Here is a 13,592-nt window from a genome sequence, read left to right on the forward strand (position 1 = left end):
CGGCGCATACTGGTCTTCGACCGCGATGTGTTTAGGCTCGTTGCGCGAAACAGGTTCTTTTCGAAAATTAGCCTGTGCGAACTCAATGCGGCTATTTTCCCGAACGGACGATGTGCGTCGGTTGAGGCCGGCTAGAGTGCTGCTTGCACACTGCGGGAGAGTATGATGAACAGGACGGGAAGAGTAGCGAACAAGGTCGCTATCGTCACCGGTGCCGGTCTGAACGAGCGCGGGCTTAATATCGGAGGGGCGACAGCCCGGCTACTCGCGCGCGAAGGCGCTTCTGTCCTTGTGGGAACAAGAACGGCCGCCGACGCGGAACGCTTGGTTGACTCCATCCGAGCCGATGGAGGCATTGCCCACTGGTGCATCCTCGATCAGGGTGACGAGTTGTCGATCCGTGCGATGATCGACCGATGCATCGAGCTATTCGGCGTGCTTGACATCCTGATCAATAATGCGGTGGCGGTGCTTCCGGACGATACGACCCTGCAGGATACCTCGATCGCGACCTGGGAACGAACATTCGCCGTGAACGCGCGGGGGACTTTCCTGGCATCGCAATTGGCCCTGCCTCATATGCTGGCCCGCGGCGGGGGGGCCATTGTCAATGTTTCATCTGGGTCGGCAATGGCGGGAGATACGACCCGTATCGCCTATGGATCTTCGAAGGCCGCGATCAACACGCTGACCAAGTACATTGCCACCCAGTACGGCAAGAGGAACATTCGCTGTAATGCTATCCTCCCTGGCCTGGTATTGTCTTCTAAGGCGAAGCGCGATGTACCACCTGAAGCGTTGCGCATTTTCGAGAAGCAGACTCTGACCCCTTATCTGGGCGATCCTGATCATATCGGCTGGCTCGCGCTTTTCCTTGCCTCCGACGAAGCCGCGTTCATTCAGGGAGCTGTGATACCTGCGGACGGCGGGCTGCTGCAGCACCAGACTTACAGCGCCGACATGTCTGAATTGATGGGCACCGCCGGCTGAACGCGTCCCTGGGAGATGAGACGGAGACCAAGTCCGCATCCCGCTGCCAGCTCCCACAGCCAATCGCCTTCGCCAGCTGTCGGGTATTGCCGGTAATTGGAATTCAGCCGCGGGGGAGGGGAAGAATGCCGCCGTTTGCGCAAGCTCTTCAACGCGCCCGAGCCTTCCGAGAGCTATTAACTTGCGTTTGGAGTGCGAGGGACAGCCAGCGTAGATTACGCTATTCAGTGAACCGGCCGGGCCCTCTGCCGACGGAGTGTGGACCGCCTCGTGCCAAGTCAGGCGAGATCTGATTATGATGGGCGAACCATGAGTTCGTTGAGGCAACTGACATTCGACTTGCGGACCAAAGGATCCCGGGCCAGCACCAGCCTCGGCAGCTTGGTGGCTACTCCGCGGAAAATAGCCTGCGCTTCCTGTCGCGCCAACTGATTGCCCAGGCAGAAGTGCGGGCCCGCGGCGAATGCAACGTGCCGATTTTCAGAGCGAGTTATATCGAAGGCATCCGGATTTGCGAACACGGAGGCATCGCGGTTCGCCGCATTCAATTGCATCATGACCGGGCAGCCCTTGGGAATGACGGCTCCTGCAATGTGAACATCCTCGGTTGCGACGCGGGTCAGTGAGCGAGCTGCCGGACTGCAGAAGCGCAACATCTCCTCGACGGCAGAAGGAACGAGTTCCGGATTGGCCCGGAGGAGATCGTACTGGTCGGGATGCGTCAGAAGCGCGTGCATGCCATTGCACACAAGGTTCGCGGTCGTCTCGTGACCTGCCTCGATCAGCATCTGCAAGGAGCCGAGCATCTCGAGTTCGCTGAGTTGCTCGCCTTCACATTCGGCGCGCGCGAGGACAGAGACGAGATCCTCGCCCGGATTGCGTTTAGCTTTGTCGACCAGCTCTTTGAAATAGGTATAAAAATTGCGATGAGCGGCGAGTACCTCGGCGGATTCATCAGCGGAAAGATCGGTGCGGTTGGTGTTGCGGACCACAACGTCGCTCCAGGCGCTCCACAGCGAGTGATCCTCGAAGGGTACGCCCATAAGCTCGCAGATTATCCTCTCGGGCAATGGGAAGGCAATCTGTTGCCGAAAATCAAACATCTCCAAGCCGCTGACAGAAGCGACAAGCTCATCGGCAATTGCTTGCACCCGGGGCTGCCAGGCGGCAACGCGCGTCGGTTTGAATGCCACTTCAAGGATCTGCCTAACGCGGCGGTGTGCCGGCTCATCGAGATTAATCAGCATGTTTACCCAAGCCTGGCGGGCAATCTCGACCTCCTCATCAACCGATCCGGCGGCGTCATGTGCTCCGGATTCGAGGCGAGCACCTTCCGCGCGGCTCAACCGCCGGTCACGGTAGCCTCCGACGATGTCCTCGAAGCGTGTCAGCATCACCACGCCTCCGATGTCGGTGGCCGGATCATTTTGCTGCAACCAGCGGAATATCTGGAACGGCTCCGCCACGGACGACTGGTCATCGTAAATTTGCCGAGCGGCCAATCGGGCAGCTTCTGGCGTCAGGTCTGCAGAGCTGTCCGTCATGTTGCAACTTTCTCGAGAGGGGCGAGCAAGAATTACGGAGTGCCGCCATTCGCGACGGTGCCGGCGGCGGTGTGCTTGAATGCCGATCGGCAAACGTGGGTATATGCGGTCGGCTTCGACTCACACGTCCGGTCGGACGAGGCATGGATGGCGGCACGCATACCGGAAGCGTGGTCGCCAATCGCAAACCAGGCGGCGAGAGGACGGGGTTTGGTGCGGAACCCTCCAAATGGAACACGGCTTGGCTATGTCGAAAGCTATTGGTGGGGCGGCAACGATGCGGAGCCCCAGAGTTCGACACAACTGGGCATTTATCGGCATGATCGCGGGCGCAAGCTTTTGGGTGTGGACACGAGTCTAGGGTGATGGTCGCCGACCTTCCATTCAACCCTAAATGGCTCCTCCGCTGAACGGAGCCGGCGCTTCGGATGGTTAGTCCAATGGGACGATTGCGGTGTCCGGTTTCTGCGAGATGAGAGATCATCCGATTTTCGAGTTTGAAGTGTTTGGAGAATCTCCGTGCCGCAAGAGCAAATGGAAAGCGCAGTTATCAAGGGCGGTCTCGTTGTCGATGGAACCGGGTCTCCGGCTTATCCGGCCGATGTGCGGATCGCGGACGGACGCATTGTAGAAGTCGGGCCTGATCTCGAACCCGGAGCCGACACGGTCTACGACGCGACCGGATGCTACGTCACGCCGGGATTCATCGACACGCACACCCACTATGACGCTTCGCTGTTCTGGGATCCGTCCTGCGACCCTATCGTGCAGCATGGCGTGACGACGATCCTGATCGGCAACTGCGGGTTGAGCCTCGCTCCCGTTCGCAAGGATCGTGTGAGCGATCTCGTCGTTCTGTTCAGCTATATTGAGGATCTGCCGCGCGATGTTTTCCAGGCGGAAGTCCCTTGGACTTGGGAAACCTACCCGGAATATGCGCGCGAAATGCAGAAACGCGACTGGGGGGTGAACATCGCCTCGCTGGTCAGCCACTCGCTGTTGCGGATTTACGAGATCGGCGACGAAGCCTGGAAGCGTTCGTCCGCCCCCGAGGAGACCTCTCGCATCGCACTTGCCTATGCCGAGGCTATGAAAGCGGGGGCTTTCGGTGTCTCGACGTCGCGCTTCGATCGCAGCCCCGCCGGCGATCTGGTTCCGAGCTTTTACAGTGATGCGGCCGAATTCGAAGCGTTGTTCGAGGAGAGCGCAAAGGGTCGCGGCATTGTGCAGATCATCCCGGATGTTGGTGATATCGACCAGCAGGAGAAGGACCTGCGTGAGATGGGCGACTACTCTGCACGCCATGGGGGAGTGCCCGTCATTTCGAACGGCATCTATGATCGGCCCGACATTCCCAGCTACGGACCGAAACTGGTCGAAGTAGGCAAGGATATCCAGGCCAAGGGTGGAAATTTCTACTATTTGGCGTCGCCGCGATCGATCGAGTTGGGTATCAATTTCCGTCAGTGTTTCAATTTCATCTACGTTCCGGCGTGGAACAATCTTGTGCAGTCCGACGTGCCCGATGAGGAAAAAAAGCGCCGCCTGGCGGATCCGGAATGGCGCGCGCAAGCGCGCGCCGACTGGGATGCGGTCAAGGAAGGCTTTCCGAGCGGAGGCCTGGAGCGTCTTTTTCGGATTACGGAGGTGGGCAAGCCGGAGTACGAAAAATATCTGGCACTGACGTTCGACTATGTGCTCGACCTTCGTCCGGGCCACCCTTCCGATCAGCTGGCCGACTGGGTCCTCGACAATGATCTCAAGGCGGAGTTCGTATATCCTTTCACGAATACCGACGCTGCCAAAGTGGGTGAGTTGCTCGGATCACAGGTGAGCCTCATCAGTGGCAGTGACGCTGGTGCGCACATCAGCAGCTTCGATGGTGCCGGCGATGCGACTCTGGTGTTGACGCGGCATGTCCGGGATCGCGGTGACCTCACGCTGGAAAATGCCGTCAAGAAGTTGACCAAAGACCAGGCCGACCTCATCGGAATAAAGGACCGCGGTGAGATCAGGGTTGGCGCATTCGCCGATATCGCAGTGTTCGATTTGGCAAAGCTACACTGGGATCCCGAGAAAAAGGTCAATGACATTCCAGGCGGACTGCCACGCTTCCGGCGTCCCGCAGGCGGCTTCCGCTATACCTTCATCAACGGCGTGCTCGCCCAGGAGAACGGTGAATTGACCGGCGTGCTGCCGGCGCGGTTCCTTACCGCGGACGACCGCATCTCGGCCTGAATCTGATGCCTGGGGCTGGGTCACGAGATTGTACGTGGTGTCAGTTGCCGGGCTCGGTTGAGCCGCATGATCGCCAGTTCGCGTAGCAAATAGGGGTGAATCTTGTGCCCGAGTGCCGGTTTTGACGGGCTCGGGCTGTGGTAAATCTGTTCGGTCGCCATCTTCATCATCAGTGTGGCGACGTGCTACCGACCGATCCTGGTGCCCTCCTGCCGAAGAAGATCCCGCAGCAACTCCCTCCATGGCTCGAAAACGCAAAGGCCCGGGAGCAAACCCGGGCCTTCTTTCTCGCGCTTTTCGGCAACTGTGGCGGCGTTGCCGCACGATCTTGCCCTCCATACCGAAGATCGCCGTCATGGCCAGTACGCCCGCCGACGCAACGCCGCCCCTTCGAACGTCTCGAATGGCATGTGGGGCCCGATCGCACCGAACGACACGGGCGCGCGGAAAACGCTGATGTAGACGGCGCAGACATAGCCCGCCATTGCCTCGGCAGCGCGGCTGCCCCCATGAGCCTTGTCTGCTCGATTTCCCCGGGAAATCGCGGCGAGGCGCCGCGTGACGCGCGGTTGTTCTATCCGGATATTCTCATCGGTGTACGGGCGTGACCGCAATCCTCCTGAGCACTATGTTCTTTATCTTCCAGCTTTCGCCGACTAGCGCGTAGGTATCGTGATAATGACCGTAGCCGGTGAAACCCCCGATCGGGCGCCCGACTGGATAGCGGATCACATCGGTCATGGCCCAGACGGCCGTGATTTCGCGTGGTGATCCGATCTTCATTTCAGGCATATGCCCATGGTGGACGGTCACGACCCCGTCCAGGGCCATTTCGACTGCGCCCCGTATGGCTGCGCGCGATGTGAGGAGCCAGGTGTCGGCATTGCCGACATCCATGCCCAGCTGCTGCATCGCCGCGGCCTCGCCCCGCATGTCCATGACCGCGTCTTCGGCGAAGAGATCTTCCCATTCATCCCAGCGCTTCTCGTCCATAAGCCGGAAGTAGCGCGCCTTGAGAATGGACACGGCTTCCATCGCTTCCGCCTCGTCAAGGCGTCGGGCCAGGGCATCGATGGTGGAAATCGTCATGAGTTTTTCCTGCACTTCCAAACTATGGAGGCTATTGGCGGTGCAGGGCAGCGCCATCGTCCGTAAAGACGACGGCAGGCGTGCGCGAAGCGTGGATGTGACGCACGAGGCTCAATGCATTTTCAGCCACAAGGATCGAACCCGATGTCTTCAAGGCCTGACCTCGATTCACGAATGCGCCGCCTGGAAGATGCGCGGGCCATCCGCGAACTGAAGGCCCGTTACTTCCGCCACATGGACCTGCGCGAATGGAGCGCCCTGCGTGACGTGTTCACCGCCGATGCCGTCATGGACATGCGCGGCGCGAGCGACGAATTGAAGGCCTCGGGCGTCAATGCCGATCCCGAAACCCTTGTCATCGCAAAGCGCGACACCATCGTCTCGACCATGGAGGGATCGCTCTTCGGCATCGCCACGGTACACCACGGGCACATGCCCGAAATCACTTTCGTCTCCGATGACGAGGCCAAGGGAATCTGGCCCATGGAGGATACTCTGATCTTCCCGAAGGGTGCGCAGGTGCGCCGCTTGCACGGTTTCGGGCATTATCACGAAACCTATCGGCGCGAGCAGGACGGGTGCTGGCGGATCAGCCACCTTCGGTTCACGCGCCTGCACGTCGAGATCGAATGATATAGAGGGGGTGGCGCACGACCTCACGCTCGCAGGAGACCGTCGCTTTCCTGCTCCAGGTCATCGGCTCCGGCGACGTGAAGCCTCTGCATGCTAATTCGCGGGCAGTCGGGCTGGCTGGCTTTGACCGGCCTATCGTGCATCATCCCTGCGCCGGTCCTCCCAGGTAAACGCCGCAGATGCATGTCTGGATGGACGATGAAACTGCACGGTTTCGCTGTTTGGTAGTCGAATGCGATGTCGAGGCACCCAGCCATCATTGTCACAGGAGGATCACATATGACCAACCATAAGGAAATGGTCGCCATCGTTACCGGAGCGACCTCTGGCGTAGGTTTCGAGACTGCTTTGGCACTTGCGGGCGCAGGTATGCGCGTGATCGCGCTTGGCCGAAATGACGAGCGGATCGCGGGCAGCAGCGCGCGAATCCTTTCGCTGGTGCCCGAAGCCCGCATGGATTGGGTCAACGCAGACTTCGCTTCACTGCGGCAGGTCGCAGGGGCTTCGCGGAGGATCCTTGAGCTTACCGATCGGATAGACGTGTTGGTCAACAATGCTGGAAACCAGCTCGACCGCCGGCTGATGAGCGGCGACGGCTTCGAGATGACCTGGCAGGTCAACCATCTCGCGCCATTCCTGATGACGCAGCAACTGCTGCCGCGTTTGAGCGAAAGGGCCGGTGCGCAGGTGATCACGCTTTCATCGATCGGCCACACCATGATTCCGGACATGGTCTGGGAAGATCTGCAGGGCCAGGACTCATTTTCCCCCCTTACGGCCTATTGCCAGAGCAAGCTGGCCAATGTGCTGTTCACGCGGGAGCTGGCCAGGCGGAGCGCGGAATCTGGCCTTGTCGCCAGTGCCGTCCATCCAGGACTTGTGGCGTCGGACTTCGCGAACAAGGGCGGTGAGCATGTCAGGAGCTACTATGCCAAGGCTGAGGAGGAGGGCCACGCGCTTACCTCGCAGCAGGGCGCTGACACGGTGATCTGGCTTGCGCTCGACGATCGCCGAGGAAACCCGTCAGGCGGCTATTTCTGTGAACGGGCGCGCGTTGAACCTTCGTCGGCGGCGCTTGATGAGGCTTCGGCGCAGCGTCTGTGGACCTTGTCGGAGCAGCAGGTAGCGGAATATCTCGAGGTTTGAGGCGCTTTTTGGGGGAGGGCGGGACCGGAAGCTACCCGTGCCCCGGTGATTGCGCCGCGGCACGGGCCCGTGATGGCCCGTGCCGGCAGTATCTCCGCAGCCGGAAATGGCGCTTCAGGACAGGAATCTGTGACCCCAGTCGCTGCCGCGGGTGGTCTCGAACACCACGTTCTCTTCCCAGTTCATCTTCTTACCGCCGGTGCCGTATTCCAGCGCGAATCCACCGGGGGTCAGCATGTAGAACGATGTCATGTTGTCGTTTACATGACGGCCCAGCGTGGCCGCCAGCTTCACGCCATGCTCTTCGACCCGATCGAGGCAGCGGCCGACGTCATCCAGCGTCGCAACCTCGAGCATGATATGAATGCAGCCTCCCGGAATGGGCAACTCGCCCAGCGCGAGGCTGTGCTGGCGCGGGTTGCGACAGTGGAAGAAATGGACCTGCGCGTTGCCGGCAGGGGTAGGCACATTGAGAATATCGGACAGACCGAAGCCGTGCTTCAGCCAGAACTCGGCCTCCGCCTTGAAATCGTTGGTGGCAGTGAGCACCACATGGCCTACACCCATCCCCTCGGTTATGAAGCTGGAGACGCCGATCGGGGACGTGAATGGCTTGAAATCCGAGATCGGGCCCCATGCCACCTCATGGGTGTGCCCTTCCGGATCGCGGAAAGTGAAATAAGCCTGCACATGGCGCAGGCGCGCACCGCCTTCGTCGCCATCGGCCACGTCAACCCCCACGTCGAGCAGTTCCTGCCTTGCCGCTGCAAATTCGGCGGGCGTGTTCACCAGCCATCCGCTCGCGAGCAAGCCATTGGCGTGGCCGGGAAGAACGGCGATCCGGAAGGCGCGTGGATCGATCTTGAGATAGAGAATCCCGTTATCCCCGTCCGAAGTCATCGTGCCGAGGACGCGCTCGGCATAGTGCCGCCACGCCTCGACATCCGGCGCGCCGACCAGAAGATACCCAAGTTCAGCAATGTTCACGATCCACTCCTCGCTCGCGTCGCTATCGACACCGTCGAGGACCCTATTTGTCGCGACGCGGCGGGTAATCGTCCGAAGAGACATCGATCGGCTGCATCGCCTTCAAGGCGATCCTTGCGAGCGCTGACGCCGCTGTCTCGTCATCTACTGGACCGTCGGGGAAAAACCATGCGTCGAGCAGGACCGCCGAAGCGACCATGCCGAACGCGTAACGCACGAAAAGCCGCGGCTCCACGTCCGCGCCGGATCTTGGATCCTTATGGAACAGGCGCAGACGCCTTTCGGACAGCGCGAAATATTCGTCCAGAGCATGTGCAAGACCACCCTCGGCTTCGCCGCTCGATTTCACCAGCGCGTGGAGAAACGATGCGTTGTTCTTCAGAAAGCGATAGAGCTTGTAAACCACGACCTGGTTTCGACCGTCGAGGCCGGCCTCGTCCGTGTCGAGGCTCTGCAGAAATGCCGAGAAGTCCTTCGTGAAGGGCTGGATGACGGCCTCCTCGAACAGGTTTGCCTTTGAACCGAAGTTGCCGAAGATCAGGTGCTCGGCCACGCCCGCCTTTTTCGCGATGGCGCGAGTAGTGGCGCCGCCGATGCCGGAAAGTGCGAATTCGGTGCGCGCGGCGACGGTGATCAGGTCCCTGATCTCGGTTGAACTGCGTCGGGCGCGGGGGGCACTTGTCATGCCCATGGTCCGCTTGAGCGACTTTCGCTTGCAAGGTGCCGCAGGCTCAGTGTAAGATAGCAGGCACTATTTAACATGATCCACCTTTGTGTGAGACATGGTTTGGGAGAATGGCAGTGGCAACCACTTATCAACTCGCGGTTCGTGGAGGAACCATCGTCGATGGCACCGGCAGGCCACCGTTCCGTGCCGACATCGGAATTCGCGATGGTATCATTGTTGCACTCGGCACTGTCGAAGGCACCGCCGACGAGGAGATCGATGCGACAGGACTGAGCGTGACCCCGGGCTTCGTCGACGTCCACACACATTATGATGGGCAGATAACCTGGGAAAATCGCATGGTTCCGTCATCGAACCACGGTGTCACCACGGTCGTCATGGGCAATTGCGGCGTTGGCTTTGCGCCGTGCCGCGACGGTGACGAAGACCTGATGATACGACTGATGGAAGGAGTCGAGGACATTCCCGAAGTCGTCATGGCGAAGGGCGTACCATTCAATTGGACCACTTTCCCCGATTATCTTGATGCTATCGCGTCGCGCGAAAGCGACGTAGACTTCGCGGCCCAGATCCCACATTCGCCGCTCCGCGTCTTCGTGATGGGCCAGCGTGGGACGGACCTTGAGCCGCCGACCGACGCGGACCTCGAGCAAATGCGCAAGCTGGTGACCGAGGCGATCAACGCAGGCGCGCTTGGGGTGTCGACTTCGCGCAACCTGTTCCATCGCTTCCGGTCGGGCAAGCTGGCGCCCAGCGTGAAGTCGGAAAGGCAGGAGTTCCTGGCTCTCGCCGCCGCATTGAAGGACGCGGGGAAGGGCGTGTTCCAGATGATCCCCGACATCGATGGCGAGGCTGAAAGCGAGATCGACCTATTCGATGCAATTCTCGCAGAATCGGGGAGTCCGCTTAACTTCAGCCTGATCAACACGCCGATGAAGCCTGGCAATTGGCAGAAATACATCGATTTCATCCGCGGCGCTCGCGAACGGGGATTGAAAGTCCATGGCCAGTTCCTGCCGCGGTCGATGGGCGTGCTGTTCGGCCTGGACCTTAGTTTCCACCCCTTTTGTCTCCATCCCAGCTATCGCCCTATCGCCGATCTGCCTCTCGAGGAGAAGGTGGCGATCATGCGCGATCCCGCGTTCCGGGAGCGTCTGCTTTCCGAGCAGCCCGACGATCCCAATCCCTCCTTCGTCGGGCTCGTAACCATGCCCCTGCATCTCTATCGTGTGCAGCAGCCGGCAGATTATGATTTTGCTTCGGAGGATAGCCTGCAGGCCGAGGCGGCGCGAACCGGGCGCGACCTTCGCGATGTGATCTACGACGCCTTGCTGGAGGATGATGGCCGCGCGATCATCTGCGCATATGGCACCGAGGCGAACGAAACCATCGCCAAGACAGCCGAGCTGATCGGCGAGGACGGCATGGTCGTTGCCTTGGGTGATGGTGGCGCCCACTACGCGATGATATGCGATGGTGCCTATCCCTCCTATCTTCTGGCTAATCGCCTGGGGAAGGAAGGTCTCGATCTCGCAACGATCATCAAGTCATTGACCAGCCAGCCGGCGGCTTCGGTGGGCCTGTTTGATAGGGGCCGCATTGCAGCAGGATACAAGGCTGACCTCAACCTGATCGACCCGGATCGGATTGTGCTGCATCGACCTGTGATCGAGCGGAGCCTTCCGGCGGGGGGCAAGCGACTTGCCCAGATTTCGGAAGGATATGTTGCCACGATCGTGAGCGGCGTCGTCACCTATCGCAGCGGAGCTGCCACGGGTGCCTTGCCGGGGCGGCTGGTCCGCGGTGCGCAGCAGTCCGTGAAGGTCGCCGATCTGGAAATCGCCGACGCCTGAGCGCCACGACGGCAGGCTTGGAACGAACAGCCCGGCGATCCTCACTTGGGATCGCCGGGCTGTTGATGCTGCAGCGTGCAGCGTCGATGTCAGAGCAGGATGTCGTTGACTTCACCGCCCATAAGCAGATCGCCGTAGATGCGGCCGTAATTGCGGAACTGAGCAGCAGCATGCTGGCGACCAGTCAACATGTTGCGGTAGATGCGGCCGAGGTTCGAACGATCGTAGACGCCGCCGCCGCCCGCGCAGGTCAGCATGCCCTCGGCCAGCTTGACGCAGCGTTCGGCAACGCTCGCGCTCTGGAAGCGCATCATATGGCGCATCTCGATCGGCGGCATTTCACCACGCTCGGCATATTCGCTCATGATTTCAAAGTTGGCGAACATGGACTTCCTCATCTCGTCGATGCCGGCCTCGGCGGCGGCAACGGCCAACTGGGCATCCGGATCCTTTGAGACTTTGCTGCCCATGAAGAGCTTGCCCTTGGCATATTCCTTGAAAAGTTCGGTCATGTGCCGCAGCGCACCGATCTGGCCCGACGTGATGCCGCGCATGAAGACGAGCATGAACGGCATGCGGAACAGCGGGCCGTCGTTCCACTTGATGCCAGGGCTGGTGCCGTAATGGCCGTCGCTGAGCTTGTGCGAGCGATAATCGGGAATGAACGCGTTCTCTACGACGATATCCTGGCTCCCCGTCGCGGCAAGACCGGTGGTATGCCATGTATCGACGATCTTCGCGTCTGAACGCGGGAGCAGGAAGGCGCGGTAGTCGGCCGGATCGCCGTCCACGAACCCGCCGAGGAACGTCCAGTCGCAATGGTCGCAACCACTGGAGTAAGACCAGCGTCCGGACATCTCGAAGCCGCCGTCCACGGTCTTGGCGATGCCGCCCGGCATGTAGGGCGAGGCAATCAGAATCGAGGTATCCTTGCCCCACACGTCCTGAGAGGCTCGATCGTCGAGAAGGCCCATGTGCAGGTTGTGCAGGCCGATCACGCCATAGATCCAGGCGACCGACATGTCGCCTTCGGCAAGGGCCATTTGCACTTCGGCGAAGGCCCGCTGGCCAAGCTCGTAGCCGCCCCAGCGCTTGGGTTGAAGCACCCGGAAAAGGCCTGCTTCGTTCATCCGCCGCACGGTATCGGGATCGACGCGCCGGTTGACCTCGTCGGTCGGCGCGCGTTCGCGCATAAGCGGGATCAACTCGCGTGTGCGGGCGACAAGTTCTTTCGTTGTGGGGATTTCGCTCGAAGCCATCACATTCACTGTTGCGGATGACATTGCAGTTTTCCCTTCAATCCATACTCTTGGTTAGTGACTATGCCCCTGCGATGGCGGCGGCATACCTCAATCGGACGAGCGCGAGGCCTAGGCGGTGCGTTCGTCGACCACCACAATTCTTATGCCCGCCGGGTCGAACAAATAGCTCTGGTCCGCATTGATCCGATCGGAAACCGACGGATGGGAAGCCAGGCTCATGGCGTGGTCGAACGCTGCCTGACTGGCGTAGGTCAGTTCGGTGATCACATCGACGTCTGCAATCGTCTCGGGCAAGAAATTGCGGCGGTAATCGACAAGACCGGGTGTCACTTCCCGGATCAGCGGCACATGATTGGCTTCGTACCATGCTACGAATTCGGCCCGCGGGAGATCGCTTCGCTTTTTCAGAAATGCAACCAGCTTTACCGTCATTCCAGTCCTCCTCCAGGACGCGCTGCGAATGCCGCGTCATCCCCGGGCTGGGATCGCCTCCGCAATCGCCTTGCCCATCGCCGTGGTCGACCCGCTTCCGCCGAGATCCGGCGTGAGACACTGCCCGGCGACAAGTGCATCGCCCACGGCCTTGAGGATGGCTGCGCCAGCCTCGCCTTCACCCAGATGATCGAGCATCATTGCGCCGGCCCAGATCTGGCCGATCGGATTGGCGATACCGCGCCCGGCGATGTCCGGTGCCGAACCATGGACGGGCTCGAACATCGAAGGGTGACGCCGTTCGGGGTTGAGGTTGGCCGAAGGTGCGACCGCGATGGTTCCGGTGCAGCCCGGCCCGAGGTCGGACAGGATGTCGCCGAACAGGTTGGAGCCGACAACGACGTCGAACTGTTCGGGCTTCATCACGAAGCGGGCTGCCATGATGTCGATGTGATGGCTGTCGGTGCGAACATCCGGATACTGCGTCGCCATGGCATCGAAGCATTCGTCCCAGAACGGCATCGAGTAGAACAGGCCGTTCGACTTCGTCGCCGACGAGACGTGCGGCCGGCCGAGTTTCCGAGCGAGCTCGAACGCATAGCGCAGGATGCGATCCGTACCGCGCCGCGTGAATAGCGCCGTCTGGATGACCGATTCATTCTCGCCGCTGCCGCTACGTCCGCCAAGGCGCGAATATTCGCCCTCGGTGTTCTCCCGCACCACCCAGAAG

12 protein-coding genes are annotated in these 13,592 nt (G+C 60.5%); 5 read left to right on the forward strand and 7 right to left on the reverse strand.

Going from position 1 to position 13,592, the window contains the following annotated elements; genetic code table 11:
- Positions 1 to 162: 162 nt before the first annotated feature.
- Positions 163 to 990, forward strand: a complete 828-nt coding sequence (locus AC1DPF_RS17550) for an SDR family NAD(P)-dependent oxidoreductase (protein WP_477870462.1) — start codon at positions 163 to 165, stop codon at positions 988 to 990.
- Between the two features lie 293 nt (positions 991 to 1,283).
- Here the strand turns inward: AC1DPF_RS17550 and AC1DPF_RS17555 are convergent, their stop codons facing one another.
- Entirely contained in the window at positions 1,284 to 2,534 is a 1,251-nt protein-coding gene (locus AC1DPF_RS17555; protein WP_477870463.1) for a cytochrome P450, read from the reverse strand.
- 534 nt (positions 2,535 to 3,068) lie between these two features.
- On the opposite strand from AC1DPF_RS17555, the gene AC1DPF_RS17560 reads away from it, so the two are divergent.
- Complete coding sequence (locus tag AC1DPF_RS17560) at positions 3,069 to 4,772, forward strand: N-acyl-D-amino-acid deacylase family protein (RefSeq protein ID WP_477962629.1); 1,704 nt, start codon at positions 3,069 to 3,071, stop codon at positions 4,770 to 4,772.
- A gap of 588 nt (positions 4,773 to 5,360) precedes the next feature.
- On the opposite strand, the gene AC1DPF_RS17565 is transcribed toward AC1DPF_RS17560, so the two are convergent.
- Positions 5,361 to 5,861, reverse strand: coding sequence for a nuclear transport factor 2 family protein (locus AC1DPF_RS17565; protein ID WP_477962631.1), 501 nt, complete (start codon positions 5,859 to 5,861; stop codon positions 5,361 to 5,363).
- A 144-nt stretch (positions 5,862 to 6,005) separates the two neighbouring features.
- Here AC1DPF_RS17565 and AC1DPF_RS17570 point away from each other — a divergent pair, with 144 nt between their 5' ends.
- Together AC1DPF_RS17570 and AC1DPF_RS17575 are read left to right on the forward strand one after the other, a co-directional pair.
- Positions 6,006 to 6,494 carry a nuclear transport factor 2 family protein gene (locus tag AC1DPF_RS17570; protein ID WP_477870467.1) on the forward strand — a complete coding sequence of 163 codons (489 nt, stop codon included), beginning with the start codon at positions 6,006 to 6,008 and terminating at the stop codon, positions 6,492 to 6,494.
- 279 nt (positions 6,495 to 6,773) lie between these two features.
- Complete coding sequence (locus AC1DPF_RS17575; protein ID WP_477962633.1) at positions 6,774 to 7,640, forward strand: SDR family oxidoreductase; 867 nt, start codon at positions 6,774 to 6,776, stop codon at positions 7,638 to 7,640.
- A gap of 114 nt (positions 7,641 to 7,754) precedes the next feature.
- On the opposite strand, the gene AC1DPF_RS17580 is transcribed toward AC1DPF_RS17575, so the two are convergent.
- Positions 7,755 to 8,627 carry a VOC family protein gene (locus AC1DPF_RS17580; protein WP_477962635.1) on the reverse strand — a complete coding sequence of 291 codons (873 nt, stop codon included), beginning with the start codon at positions 8,625 to 8,627 and terminating at the stop codon, positions 7,755 to 7,757.
- A 43-nt stretch (positions 8,628 to 8,670) separates the two neighbouring features.
- Positions 8,671 to 9,312: a TetR/AcrR family transcriptional regulator gene (locus AC1DPF_RS17585; RefSeq protein WP_477962637.1), complete on the reverse strand. Its 642-nt coding sequence runs from the start codon at positions 9,310 to 9,312 to the stop codon at positions 8,671 to 8,673.
- A 116-nt stretch (positions 9,313 to 9,428) separates the two neighbouring features.
- On the opposite strand from AC1DPF_RS17585, the gene AC1DPF_RS17590 reads away from it, so the two are divergent.
- The gene (locus tag AC1DPF_RS17590) at positions 9,429 to 11,168 is read left to right on the forward strand and encodes an N-acyl-D-amino-acid deacylase family protein (RefSeq protein ID WP_477870473.1); all 1,740 of its coding nucleotides are present in this window, start codon (positions 9,429 to 9,431) and stop codon (positions 11,166 to 11,168) included.
- Between the two features lie 89 nt (positions 11,169 to 11,257).
- Here the strand turns inward: AC1DPF_RS17590 and AC1DPF_RS17595 are convergent, their stop codons facing one another.
- From AC1DPF_RS17595 to AC1DPF_RS17605, 3 genes are all read right to left on the reverse strand, one after another.
- Complete coding sequence (locus AC1DPF_RS17595; RefSeq protein ID WP_477962639.1) at positions 11,258 to 12,451, reverse strand: acyl-CoA dehydrogenase family protein; 1,194 nt, start codon at positions 12,449 to 12,451, stop codon at positions 11,258 to 11,260.
- A gap of 87 nt (positions 12,452 to 12,538) precedes the next feature.
- Positions 12,539 to 12,862 carry an EthD domain-containing protein gene (locus tag AC1DPF_RS17600; RefSeq protein ID WP_477962641.1) on the reverse strand — a complete coding sequence of 108 codons (324 nt, stop codon included), beginning with the start codon at positions 12,860 to 12,862 and terminating at the stop codon, positions 12,539 to 12,541.
- A 36-nt stretch (positions 12,863 to 12,898) separates the two neighbouring features.
- The coding region (locus AC1DPF_RS17605; protein WP_477962643.1) for an isocitrate/isopropylmalate dehydrogenase family protein at positions 12,899 to 13,592 on the reverse strand (694 nt) is incomplete at its 5' end.

The organism is Rhizorhabdus sp. P4_G6 (assembly GCF_056401045.1).

Excerpts from the sequence above, each read along its gene's own strand:
- AC1DPF_RS17550 (WP_477870462.1), top strand. The coding sequence starts at position 163 with ATGATGAACAGGACGGGAAGAGTAGCGAACAAGGTCGCTATCGTCACC.
- AC1DPF_RS17555 (WP_477870463.1), bottom strand. The coding sequence starts at position 2,534 with ATGACGGACAGCTCTGCAGACCTGACGCCAGAAGCTGCCCGATTGGCC.
- AC1DPF_RS17560 (WP_477962629.1), top strand. The coding sequence starts at position 3,069 with ATGGAAAGCGCAGTTATCAAGGGCGGTCTCGTTGTCGATGGAACCGGG.
- AC1DPF_RS17565 (WP_477962631.1), bottom strand. The coding sequence starts at position 5,861 with ATGACGATTTCCACCATCGATGCCCTGGCCCGACGCCTTGACGAGGCG.
- AC1DPF_RS17570 (WP_477870467.1), top strand. The coding sequence starts at position 6,006 with ATGTCTTCAAGGCCTGACCTCGATTCACGAATGCGCCGCCTGGAAGAT.
- AC1DPF_RS17575 (WP_477962633.1), top strand. The coding sequence starts at position 6,774 with ATGACCAACCATAAGGAAATGGTCGCCATCGTTACCGGAGCGACCTCT.
- AC1DPF_RS17585 (WP_477962637.1), bottom strand. The coding sequence starts at position 9,312 with ATGACAAGTGCCCCCCGCGCCCGACGCAGTTCAACCGAGATCAGGGAC.
- AC1DPF_RS17595 (WP_477962639.1), bottom strand. The coding sequence starts at position 12,451 with ATGTCATCCGCAACAGTGAATGTGATGGCTTCGAGCGAAATCCCCACA.
- AC1DPF_RS17600 (WP_477962641.1), bottom strand. The coding sequence starts at position 12,862 with ATGACGGTAAAGCTGGTTGCATTTCTGAAAAAGCGAAGCGATCTCCCG.